The following is a 12277-nucleotide window of genomic DNA, read 5'->3' on the forward strand; positions in this document are numbered from 1 at the left end:
TATACAAATCGTCTTACGTTTTCTACTTGTGCGATCGGTGCAGTGATGCATTAAGAACTGCTTGTTAGAAAATTCAACAAATTTGATGTCGAAATATATTCACTATATTATAATAAGCGAATATTAGAAATGAGAGTTTCTAAATTTCCTTTGGAAGAGGGTATAGAAGAAAATGAAAATAAAAATCGCAATAGATACGGATATTCCTGTTGTTTACAAACTTATGTTAGAAGCGTTTGAAGAATATCGAACCCTTGATGTTCCTTCTAGTGCATTAAATGAATCATTAGAAACATTACAAGAATCTTTTAAGAATAGTTCCGAGAAAGCTTTACTATGCTCGAAAAATGGAGTTCCAGTTGGCTCCTGTAGATTTACACTGAAAGAGGATGCTTTATATTTTTCTCGGGTATCAGTTACACCAACAGCAAGAGGTAAAGGAATTGCAAAAGCTATGTTAGTGTGGCTCGAAAAATATGCTTACGACAATTTAATTGGGAAAATGGAATGTCGTGTCCGTGTGTCATTACCCAAAAATATTAGTTTGTATAATTCCTTGGGCTATATTATATCTAAAGAGGAAGTTGTGACAAACCCAAATGGCATTTTAGTGAACACGGTTGTAATGGAAAAAACTTTGATGAACAGTGTACCTCTATAATCTATTATCCGGAATGATTTTCTACTATCAAACTGAGGGATGGGCTTTGCTTGATTCTCTATACTTTGCCTTTATTAGCCTATTGCCGACTAGTATGGAAACAGGACTGATTCCAGAGGCAACGTTAAGTAAATGGTTTACCATGATTTATTTAGTCGTTGGTATGGGTGTGATGCTAATGATTCTAATTCGTGTTGGTTTAGCGGTCGTCAACTTTGAGGTATCAGAAGAAAAAAATAATGAACTGCAAAAACTTATAAAAAAGCAAAAGACATCTAAACAAAAAAAATAATCATTATAATCATGATTGTTAACACAAAATAACCAAATCCAATCTCTTTATTTTTGTCCCCCAAATATTTTGCATAGCAGGCTTTCAAACAGCTGGTTAAGAATTAGTAAAGCAATAAATAAAGGAACAAGGTATGCAGCTTTTTTTGGGTACAAAGTAAAACCTTAATGTAACAGAATGGATCTTTTGTTACATTGGGTTGGATTATGCTGTATCAGACTGTCTAATTAATACTTTTGTGAATTATTGCTTGTTGTGTCACAAGAATACAAGCAAAAAGGACAACATGTCTATATAATATAGTATTTTAAAAGAAAGGAGATGCTTATGGTTGAGTAATAGTAAAAAAAGATCTGATTCAAAAAATTGTCCAAATTGCGAGAAGAATCCATGTTGTTGTCCAATCGGAAATACTAATAAGAATACTTTTAACCCGACAATTAACGTCAATCCTGTAATTAATATTTCATCTACACCAGTTAACGGTGAACAGGGATTGCTTACAGAATTTGATGGAAGTGTATTACCGGGAAGTGATTTCGAACCTATTAGATTGACACCTATTACAATAGGGACAGCCACTTTGCATATTGATGATCCGAGTGATCGCGTTTTGTTACATGCAACTATTCAATCCATAAATCCTAATACCTTTCCTATATTGATACGATTTTCTATCTTCCGCAATGGAACTGAAATATTTAGCACGACCGATAATATCCCATTTCTAGAATTTATGCCAGCTACAACAACTGGTTTTTCATTCTTAGATAAGGCACCTTTAGCTGACGTCTCTGCCTCAGGGTTTGTCCTATATGAACTTAAAACAAATAGCTCACGAAGTGAAGCATCTTTCAAAGTCGGTGGTTCCAGCGATACAGATTTTATTGTTTTTACTGCTTCTAAAATCAAAGCCAACAATCCAAACAACATTTAACTTGTTTGTTCCAACGTTTAAGTTAAAATAAGGCGATTGCTACGGTGCAGTCGTTTTTTCGTGCTCAATATTCTACTAGATGGTTGTTATTCAATTAAAGGAAAACCATTTATTATAGTGGGGAATGTAACATAATTGATATTTTCTTACAACCGGGGGAATTTTTGACTTTGTCTTATTCCACTGGTTACCATTTGTAAAATGGTTAGGCAGCCACAAAGGTATCCTAATTAATTCTAACGAATAACGAACTTCGCCCACTTCTACAAGCCGCTGCGGACGACCAAATCCGAAAAACATAAAGTATACAAGAGTGCTATATACACGAACAAGAGTATAAACAAATATTTCTTACTATTTTTTTGTTGTGTCAACTTTAATATCGGATGGCTTTTCATCAAAATGGAGAATAGCTTTTCTTATTGAAGTAACGGAGCAGTTTAGTGGAAGAAGGGAAATACTAAAATTTAAGCGAATTTAATAGATAAATATCGGTTTTAGGAGTTGTGTAAATGGTACAAAACGTTTCTTTTGCGGTTGAATTGGATACGTTAGAAAAATCAAATTTTAACATTGTTGGAAATATTTCTTTCGTTATTGATTACTATCGATTCTTTCCTGAAGAAGAATGGTCTGATTTCGTAATAATCATTTTATCTTGGTGGATAGAATCATTTAAGGGACTAATTGTATCTGAACCAGGAAAAACTTATAAGTTTGACTTTATGGATGGAACACCTGTTGTTTTCGGAAAGAAAATAGATACAAATCAAATAGAAATGTCTTTTTCCTCCAATGGAGAAAGAAGGAATAATGAATTCTCGGCAATTTGCAGTATCAATGAACTAAATGAAAGTTTGCTTTCAACATCAAAAAAGGTACTTCGAGCTGTTGAAAGGAAGAATTGGAGTGGTGAAGCAATAGACAAACTTAAAGATTTAGTTTTATCCTTAGAACGATACCCATTTCCTTATTAAGCTAATGGATGCTTATGTTAAAAATGGGATGGCTACGGCGATCCCGTTTCTTTTTGTGCTAACGGTGCAGGTTAATTGAAGGTTGCTTTGATAAGAATATTGTATTGATGAAAGGGATCTTCCAATGACAGCTCATTATTTTATCGCAACATTAAAACCTATTCTTGTATATCACACAAGTGAAAATAATTATGCATTTCTAAATGGTGAAGCGTATAAGGAAAGTTTGCCGTTTACCCTCCCTTATGTTTATGAACTTGGAGATGAAGATATTGAATTTATTACATTCTTGGACTCATTTATGGAAATAGGGGACGTTGTAGAGCTATATATATTTGAGGAAGGACGATTGGGTTATCCCTTATCACATAATTATCCAGAAGAGTCTAGAACGATTAATCTTTTAAAAAAACAAGACAATGTACCTGCAACCGAAACGGAAAATAGTAATGAGATGTTAGTAAAGTGGATACCAATCATAACGGAAGTGTTACGATCGCTGAAGCCAAAGCTACTGGTTTTAAGATGCCAAGTACGCGAGATTCATGGCTCTATAAATATATGGATGATCGAGATGGTGATGGCTTAGTAGGTGAATAAATGGGGTTATGCGGCTATTCTTTTATTCTTAATGAAATAACGGGTGCTTTAGTTGAACAATAGTCATTAGCTTTTTTCAACAGTCGGGCCAGATAATTGAGTAACACTTGGAAGTCAAATATGGATATTTAGGCTCGAAACCATCATAGATGATACAAACCGAAAAGTAATAGGATGAAAAAGTCCCTGAAACCAGTACCGGAACTTTTTCACTTTTCTAAGCTTATCACCTGTAGTTAGCATACGAATATATTCTTACTTTCTAATCCACCCTATAAAAGAAAATGATAAAATTAGAGAAAGGAGGTATATTATGAAAAAGCGTATATTATCAATATTTATTATTATTTTAGCTATCGGCTTAACTGCCTGTTCTCAACAAAAAAATAACAATGAAAATAACGAAAAAGAAAAACAAACTAAAAAAGTTAATTTACAAAAAGTTGATGAAGTAGTCACGTTTTTTAAAGAAAAAGGACTACCAATCGCTGAAACGAAGAAATATACCGAAGAAGATGATCCGAATGAATTGTTAGGAAGGCCAGGACAATACATTGGAAAAGTGAATTTCATTGATACAAATGTTGTTTCGAAAAGGGTTGAAAATGAAAAAAAGGAATTCGGACCTGATGCCACATCGGAAGAAGAAATAAAGAAGGGTATGCTTAAAGATTTTGAAGTGGATAGTGGGGGAAGCTTTGAGGTGTTTAAAACGGATACTGAAGCAAAAAAGAGATTCGATTATTTGTCTAATATTACTAAAGAGCTTGGAGGTGCTTTCACTGAATATGATTATGTTCAAAAAAATGTTTTATTGAGATTATCCCATTCTTTAACACCTCAGCAAGCTGGGAACTATGAAAAAGTATTAAATGAATTAGCTGAATGAACGTATATGGGATCCCAGTAAAAAGTAAAAATTATTAGTAAGTGTGAGGGGGTTTTATATTTTGAGGCGTTTTGTCCATGGTACCGTATCGGGAGGATAGGGAATGGACAAGTACGACTGTCATTGAAAACGCAGAAGTTTAAGGGCATAAGACATATTAAATGAAAATGACAGTTATATAAATGATGTTTATTTAGTGAATAAAGAGTTTTATGTACATATATCCAAACTCATGGGTGCCTTTCTACAATATCTTAATGGGCTTGAAGGCTCTAATACTGCTGAACGATCTTCCTTTATAGGGCGCTTTTCTTTAGTAAGAAGGCGTCTTTTTGATATGCTCCTACATTAAAGGATTAGATTTTGTTTAGGTAAAAAAAATATTGTGAAGATCTTCACTTAAACTAATGGGCAGGATAGTTAATTTAAAATATTTGGTAATAATAAGTGGAGATACTTATCGAAAGAACGGTGGTATAAGGTGAACCCTACTTGGGGAGATGTAGTAAAAAAACGAGAAGAACTCTCAACATTAAACCTTGATTATTATCTAAGACACAATTTATTTAATTTTGATTGGTGGTTAATTCTAGCCTTAACGGTATTTAGTTACATTATTTGGTGTAGATTTGTTGATAAAAAGCGAATAAGAGAAATTCTGCTTTTCGGTCTTATGATAATAGCTATTGCTGATTTTATAGATGTTTTGGGAACTGGATATATGCTATGGGGATATCCAAATATGATAATACCAGCAGTTCCGCCTTTATACGGTGTAAACTACGCATTCCTACCTGTAACTTATTCGCTTATTTACCAATATACTCAAAATTGGAAATCTTTCATCATCGCTATGGTAATAATGGCTATTGTTTTTGCCTTTATTGGAGAACCACTATTTATATGGCTTAAAATTTATGATCTGCATAACTGGAAATCGATTTATTCATTTCCACTTTATATTATTTTAGGTGTGATTGTTAAATGGACAATCGATAAAGTAAGTTTTATTAGCAAGAAGCAAACCAGTTAAGAAAAGTATTGTTCAACTATCCTAACAAAAGGTTTTAACTGGGTGGAAATGAAATTACCTCGATCAGAGGATTTTCTGATATAAGCAGTTATATGCTTCTTTAAGGGAGTGCGGTCTTTTGATTATTAAAATTGACTTTGGTGGCGATTTTATTCAATACATTTCTTGTTCAACAAAAGTGGGACGGAAGATAAACTGTATTCAAAAAGACTTTCTTAAGTGGATTTTTGATGAGGAAAAGAATAAAAAATATTGGGCTTTAGAGAATGGTGGAAAAAGCCACCCAAATTATGATGCAAATGCAATTATAGAATGGTTAAACAATGTTAGGTTTAAGAAAGGAATGGCGAAAGCTAAATTAATTCCGCATCCTCAATTAAAAGAAAAAAAGATTATATATTACTAATTTGATTTTAAGAGTGTGAAAAACTGTACTTAAGCTAACGAGTGCTTTGCTTAAATAAGGGGCAAGGCACAGTTAAGATGTTTCCTTACTTATCTCGGATGTATGGGACTCACGTTTAAAAAATGGCTTGAGCCTGAAACAGACTAGAGTCTCTATAATGAACTCTAGTCTGCTTCAAAGAGAAATAGACCAATCACAGGTAGGTATTCTTGTAATATTATCCGTATCCAACTGGAATCGAGCTACATGAACATGAGGTGTAGGGGGATTTCCTGTAAAACCAGTATTATTCACCCAGCCAATTAGGTAACCTTCTGGAACCGTTTGTGATACTGTTACATTAGGATAAACGTGTGTGTAACTGGTAAACCAGCCATCTTTCTCATCAATAACCACCTCATTAGGAGCGTTGGCGGGACAAGGGTTCTCTTTGTCATCTTTACTGCAAGGATAGCCAGTGTTCCTGGCTACAAATACAGAGTCTGATTTCATAGCATAAACAGGTGTGCCCCAATTAATGCCATCAAAATACAAATCATACGCTATATGGGATCCACCACAATCAATACCATCACCCAGAGGATCAACCATCTCATAACTCTTGATTTCTTTATCTTTGTCAAAGAGGGAACGCGGATAGACAAAGGAGGGAGGAACATATATTCCTCGATCAGGAATTGTTAAATCTGGTAGATTGTTATGTGATGGATTATCACCTGGTGGATTATCATCTGGTGGATTGTTATCTGGACTACCACACATAGCTAAAAGTCTTTGTTTTTCACGTTTTAGTTCCTCTCTTTCCATTCTCCTCAAATTGATCTCTGCATGCAGATCACCCCAATCAGGAGGTAGTGATTCACCATGTGTTAAATTATAATCAATCGCCTCTAATCTTGCTTTGACCTCATCACTACAATGATCATATTCAGGTGTCATTAGTTAGATCCTCCCTTACAATTAATAAAGAAATTCATTCATCTTTACAAGAAAAGAAAAATGAAAATTCTTAAGAAGACCCTGCTCAATCGTAAAAAAAGAGGAGAGCGTTAATTTAATAAGTCAATGGGTTAGGGTTGACTGGATTAAGGTCATTATCAGTATTAAACTTCCTAACCATTTTCATTCTCTGTGGTGCGTGCATTGATTTTGTGCTGCATGGATGGCTAACGGGTACTTTATTTCAATAAGAATATACAACAATCGGGGCGCTTTACTTTAGTAAGAAGGCGTCTTTTTGATAAGCACCTACACATAAAGGGATTAGATATTGTTAAGGTAAAAAAATGTGACCAATTTCACTTAAACTATGAAAATCAGATTACCTAGTTCACTCTTTTATGTATGTCTTATGCTGCTTTGTTCATTCACACGTTCAAATAGAGGCGAAAGGAAACGAGCATTAAAAAGATTCGTGTTTGTAAAAGAGAACATATTGTAAAATATTTCACTTAAAGTAACGGGGCAGTTTAATAATATATCTTCCATTTGTTTAATTGTGTACCTGCTCATGTTATAATTAGTAACTTAGGATAATTACGACTTTTACTCATAATTTGAACGGATGCCAAGAAAAGCCTCCGACTAGCGATAAAATATGGGGGTGTAAGAGAATGAATAAACGATGGACGATTGGTAAAATTAAAGAATTTGTTGAGAACAATTCGGAAAGTAAGTTGCTAACGACGGAATATCACGGTTTTTCTCAAAAGTTACTGTTTAAATGTGAATGTGGTAGCAACTTTGAAAAAACATTTACGAAATTTAAAAATAATAACCAACGTAAATGTGACGTGTGCCAACCGCAAAAAGCGTCACGCTAAACGTATATAACGGGTGCGTTGATCCAATTAGGATTAACGCATTTTTTATTGAACTTCTTATTGAACAAACGGGGCAGGTTAACACAACAAGTGCTTCCTTTTTAGGAGTAGTTGCAGGATTAATTATCTTTTGTGTGGAATGTTTAAAACTAATACATAGCACATCTGAAAAGGAGTGGGAGAAACTATGAAAACACGAGTAACGGAGATTTTTGGAATTAAATATCCAATAGTACAAGGGGGACTTGCCTACCTTGCTTTTGCTGAACTGGCGGCTGCGGTCTCGAATGCAGGAGGACTCGGACAGATTACTGCTGCAACACTAGGCTCAACTGAAAAACTTCGTGAGGAAATTCGTAAACTACGCTCACTTACCAATAGGCCATTCGCTGTAAACTTTGCTATTGCAAGGCACGATGGGCAATATAAGGAATTGCTTGAGGTTGCTATTGAAGAGAAGGTACCTGCAATTTCTATAACAGGAGCTAATCCCCAACCTATTTTTGAACGTATAAAAGGAGAAAATATTAGAACGCTTGTCCTTGTTGCAGGTGTTAGACAGGCACAAAAAGCAGAACAACTCGGTGCTGATGCTATAATGGCAGTTGGACAAGAAGGCGGTGGACATTTAGGACGAGACGATATTGGTACAATGGTACTTATCCCTCGTGTAGTCGATTCCGTATCGATTCCAGTGTTAGCGAGCGGTGGGATTGGCGACGGACGAGGTTTATTGGCAGCTTTTGCACTTGGGGCAGAAGGAATTGAAATGGGTACTCGCTTTATTGCTACTCAAGAATGCGTTCACGCAAACGAGAAATATAAGCAGGCAATTGTTAATGCGAAAGAGTCGGATACAGTAATTATAAAAAGAACAATAGGTTCACCAGGACGTGTCTTGAAAAGTGAATTTACTCTGGATATTATCGAACGTGAAAAAGAGGGAGCAACCTATGAAGACCTGCAAGATATAATTAGCGGAAAGGCTAATTGCAGGTATATCTATGATGGAAATGAAGCAGAAGGATTCGGATGGGCTGGACAGGTCATCGGTCTTATAGACAATGTTCCTACGGTTCAGGAGTTATTTGACCAAATGATTCTTACGGCAGAAAAAGGATTGAGTCGTATAGGTAATATTATCGGAGAACGAGCCCATCGATAATCTTTTACTATATTTATGGGACATTATCTAAATCGTTAATGGTTGCTGCGGCAACCATTTTTTATTATGAAATTAAAGTTTGTGAAATGATGTACTTAAGCTAACGGGTGCAAGAGTTAAACAAGAGGTTGCTGTAGCAGCGTCTTTTTTTCTTATTGAACTTACTAAACAGGATAGCATTCCTGTAGATGGTTAAATTTGAACTTTGAAAAAAAAAGAGCCCCTCAGTAAGATATGAGTATAGACACCACTCTAACTCAAATCTTAGGAGGAACCCTACTATGAATTTTAAAATGCAAGACAAACAAAATCAACTAATAGAAAGAATTACCGATACACATCTAATTGTAGGTGTAGATATTGCTCAACAACTACATGTTGCAAGAGCAGTTAATTTTCGTGGAATTGTTGTAGGAGACCCTATTTCATTTGAAAATAATGAAGAGGGGTTCTTTAAACTATTAAACTGGATACAAGATTTAAAAAGATTGAAAAACTTAAATGAAGCAATAGTAGGTATGGAGCCTACTGGTCATTACTGGATTAACCTATTAACCTGGTTATATAACCAAAACATTGAGGTAGTAACCGTCAATCCCCACTTAGTAAAAAGGAATAAAGAGAATCGTGATAATACCCAATCTAAGAGTGATAAAAAAGATGCACTAGTTATCGCAGATATGGTCAAAAACGGCTACTATTCTTTGATTCGCCCATCCTCAGAATCATTTGAAAAACTTAGAGTTCTAATGTCCAACCGTGATGTGATTGTAAAACGACTCGTAATGTCTATAAATCAAATAAATCGATGGGTGGATGTTGTCTTTCCAGAGCTGAGACAAGTGTTTAACGATGTTTCGTGCAAAGGAGCCATCGCAACCCTTCGTTTGTTTCCAACTCCAAATGAAATATCTTCAATGGAGTCACTAGATGTCCAGAGGGGATGGAAATCATTAATGAAAAGGCAACCAGGACCTAAAAAAGCTCAATTACTGATCAATCTAGCAAAATCTTCTATTGGAACTGGACAAGCACTTGATGCTTATAAATTCCACCTAGAACAATTATTAGAAGAATATGACCTCGCAGTAAAACAACTCGAAAGAGTTGAAAAACAAGTTAAAGAGGTTCTCAATAAAATACCATTTGCAAAAAAACTACTCATGATTAAAGGAATAAGTGAAATTTCATTAGCAGGGATACTAGGTGAGGCTGGAGATTTAAGTCAATTCTCCCACGGAAACTCTCTATTACGTCATGCAGGATTACATCTAGCTGAGGCAAGTTCAGGTAAATGGAAAGGTCAGATTGTCATTTCAAAGCGTGGAAGATCAAGACTAAGACGCTTCCTCTACTTAGCAACTATGAGCCTTGTGATGAATAACCCTGAATTTAAAGCCCTGCATTCCCATAATGTGAAGGTCAAGAAGATAAAGAAGATGAAGTCAATCATGAAACTGATTGGTAAACTAGCAAGGATTTTTGTAGGCATAGCACGACGAAACGAGTCTTACTGTCCTAATAAAATTCAAGAATTAATCCCTTTAGCTGCTTAGAAATTAGACATTAATTAATAAAATAAATTATTAATAAAATTGACTTTAATTTTGAATGTTGTCTTATTCGTAGGATTTCAAATATGTACCGAGTACCAGGTTTATTTAACAAAAGGGCACTGTGACCCATCAGGTTAGCATAACTGGCCTCCACCCCTTGGATAGGCATGACGAAGGAATGAGAGGGCAATTGACCCGTTGAGACATGGGAGGGAAAGCCTCCAGGGGCGGCGTGGAGATGTACATTATATGGTAAAATATGGAGTAGTAGCTAACTCCTTTATTTGACTATGCCTTCACGAAGCCAAATGATCTGAATTCATTTTAATTACCCGTAAATCCAATTACAAGGGTTATGAAATCCTGCGAATAAGTGAGCATTCAAGAGATATTCGTATCAAACTGAGGGAGTTAAATAAGGTATTTACAATCGCAAAGATGAATTATCTATATCCCCAAAAAAGTATTCTTTTCTATTGATTTTAGAGGATTTTGAGTATTTTTTTAACTTGATATGCATTTGATGCTACCTTAATATAAACAAGTGCAAAAGTTTTTAAATAAGAGGTGTAATTATGAAGTTTGATGAGTTTACAGTTGGACAGGTGTTTGAAACTAAGTCCTTCAAAATGACAAAAGCGGATATTATGAGATTTGCAAGAGAATTTGATCCTCAATATATGCATTTAGATGAGGAAAAAGCAAAGCAGGGGAGATTTGATGGAATCATCGCTTCCGGACTACATACATTAAGCATTTCAGTAAGGCTTTGGATTGAACAAGGTATCTATGGTGATGATATCATCGCTGGAACAGGGATGAATAATATGAAATTTATAAAACCGGTGTATCCTGGTGATGAATTGTATATCATCGCCGAGGTTATCGATAAGAAAGCGACGAAGAATGAATCGGGAATCATTACTGTATTGTTATCTACTTACAACGATAAAGAAGATAAAGTATTAGAAGTACACCTGTCGGGATTGATTAAGCGATGATGTGTTGTAATTGAAAATAAGTGAAATAATCTACACAAGTCAATCGGCCGTATAAGTAAGCCGGACTATAGTTTATATGCTTTTAATGTTTGCGGCGAAAAGCCTTCAATACGTTTATCAGATTCATACGTTTCCCATGCTTGAGATAATAACGAAGGAATAAATTTAATTGTAGCAAGACCAAACTAAGATTGTCCTTGATATAAAAAGTAAAAAATTCTTGCAGCATATTTAGGCATAATAATTTTTATTAAGTTTTGGATAACTCCAGAAAAAATGAAAAAAATACGAAAAAAAGAAGAGTGGAGGGTTTACAATGTCTTTTTGTACTAATGAAGAGGGTAAGTTTGAAATCGATACCAATATTAATTTCCGTGAATCCATACCAAACGTTGATAAAAATTTAAATGGAGATTTTTTGACCGATGAAGCCTTCACTGTTTTTTACGATGAAAAAACAGGAGAAATCATTCCCGTGGAATATTTAAACCGTCATAGTGGATTTACCGAAGACGGTAGAACCTTAATGATCATTGATGGAATGGTATATAGTAGAAGATGAAACCCGATTCTGGAGGATTAAGATCTGGCCAAGAAAAAATTATCCATTAAAATTGATACATTACAAAAAAAACAATTTTAGCGTGGATGATTCGGATTATATTTGGGCTGTGGTGGATGTTTGATTTTCCTGTTCCTGTACTTAATTTACATTTCATTTTGCTTGGAACTTCTTCATAAACCAGTCATCATCATAACCCGACAGCAAGTCTGCCGGGTTATTTTTAGATGAAAAAGAGGGATTTTTATAAATTTTGCCCGAACGTAGATCCGAACTTGCCCTTGCTCATAGCTGTTCTCCTGGTCCCCGTATCTTAAAGATTTAAGTATATAAAAAAACCTATAGATGAAACACTCTTTTTCAAGTGTCCTATCT

14 protein-coding genes are annotated in these 12277 nt (G+C 34.9%); 13 read left to right on the plus strand and 1 reads right to left on the minus strand.

The window, feature by feature from the left end:
• Positions 1 to 172 precede the first annotated feature (172 nt).
• The 8 genes from AC4QJR_RS12800 (at position 173) to AC4QJR_RS12835 (ending at position 5795) form a co-directional block, all read left to right on the plus strand.
• On the plus strand, positions 173 to 661 hold the full coding sequence (locus AC4QJR_RS12800; protein WP_496526428.1) for a GNAT family N-acetyltransferase: 489 nt from the start codon (positions 173 to 175) through the stop codon (positions 659 to 661).
• A 13-nt stretch (positions 662 to 674) separates the two neighbouring features.
• Entirely contained in the window at positions 675 to 953 is a 279-nt protein-coding gene (locus tag AC4QJR_RS12805) for an ion channel (RefSeq protein ID WP_496526674.1), read from the plus strand.
• Between the two features lie 331 nt (positions 954 to 1284).
• Positions 1285 to 1890: a hypothetical protein gene (locus tag AC4QJR_RS12810; protein WP_496526429.1), complete on the plus strand. Its 606-nt coding sequence runs from the start codon at positions 1285 to 1287 to the stop codon at positions 1888 to 1890.
• Between the two features lie 512 nt (positions 1891 to 2402).
• Positions 2403 to 2867 (plus strand): hypothetical protein, encoded by a 465-nt coding sequence (locus tag AC4QJR_RS12815; protein WP_496526430.1) that lies wholly within the window; start codon positions 2403 to 2405, stop codon positions 2865 to 2867.
• Between the two features lie 124 nt (positions 2868 to 2991).
• Complete coding sequence (locus AC4QJR_RS12820; RefSeq protein ID WP_496526431.1) at positions 2992 to 3456, plus strand: hypothetical protein; 465 nt, start codon at positions 2992 to 2994, stop codon at positions 3454 to 3456.
• Positions 3457 to 3780: 324 nt separating this feature from the next.
• Positions 3781 to 4356 carry a hypothetical protein gene (locus AC4QJR_RS12825; protein ID WP_496526432.1) on the plus strand — a complete coding sequence of 192 codons (576 nt, stop codon included), beginning with the start codon at positions 3781 to 3783 and terminating at the stop codon, positions 4354 to 4356.
• Positions 4357 to 4837: 481 nt separating this feature from the next.
• A complete protein-coding gene (locus AC4QJR_RS12830) occupies positions 4838 to 5389 on the plus strand; it encodes a CBO0543 family protein (protein ID WP_088090780.1) in 552 nt (183 codons plus the stop codon).
• 118 nt (positions 5390 to 5507) lie between these two features.
• Positions 5508 to 5795, plus strand: coding sequence for a hypothetical protein (locus AC4QJR_RS12835; protein ID WP_496526433.1), 288 nt, complete (start codon positions 5508 to 5510; stop codon positions 5793 to 5795).
• A gap of 174 nt (positions 5796 to 5969) precedes the next feature.
• Here the strand turns inward: AC4QJR_RS12835 and AC4QJR_RS12840 are convergent, their stop codons facing one another.
• The gene (locus tag AC4QJR_RS12840; protein ID WP_496526434.1) at positions 5970 to 6734 is read right to left on the minus strand and encodes a M23 family metallopeptidase; all 765 of its coding nucleotides are present in this window, start codon (positions 6732 to 6734) and stop codon (positions 5970 to 5972) included.
• Positions 6735 to 7408: 674 nt separating this feature from the next.
• Here AC4QJR_RS12840 and AC4QJR_RS12845 point away from each other — a divergent pair.
• The 5 genes from AC4QJR_RS12845 (at position 7409) to AC4QJR_RS12865 (ending at position 11902) form a co-directional block, all read left to right on the plus strand.
• Complete coding sequence (locus tag AC4QJR_RS12845) at positions 7409 to 7618, plus strand: hypothetical protein (RefSeq protein ID WP_251463473.1); 210 nt, start codon at positions 7409 to 7411, stop codon at positions 7616 to 7618.
• 187 nt (positions 7619 to 7805) lie between these two features.
• Positions 7806 to 8783 carry an NAD(P)H-dependent flavin oxidoreductase gene (locus tag AC4QJR_RS12850; protein ID WP_496526435.1) on the plus strand — a complete coding sequence of 326 codons (978 nt, stop codon included), beginning with the start codon at positions 7806 to 7808 and terminating at the stop codon, positions 8781 to 8783.
• 281 nt (positions 8784 to 9064) lie between these two features.
• Entirely contained in the window at positions 9065 to 10339 is a 1275-nt protein-coding gene (locus AC4QJR_RS12855) for an IS110 family RNA-guided transposase (protein ID WP_496526436.1), read from the plus strand.
• 575 nt (positions 10340 to 10914) lie between these two features.
• Entirely contained in the window at positions 10915 to 11340 is a 426-nt protein-coding gene (locus tag AC4QJR_RS12860) for a MaoC family dehydratase (RefSeq protein ID WP_098576937.1), read from the plus strand.
• A 316-nt stretch (positions 11341 to 11656) separates the two neighbouring features.
• Entirely contained in the window at positions 11657 to 11902 is a 246-nt protein-coding gene (locus AC4QJR_RS12865; RefSeq protein WP_098576934.1) for a hypothetical protein, read from the plus strand.
• Positions 11903 to 12277 lie beyond the last annotated feature (375 nt).

This window comes from Neobacillus sp. BP17, from assembly GCF_059579525.1.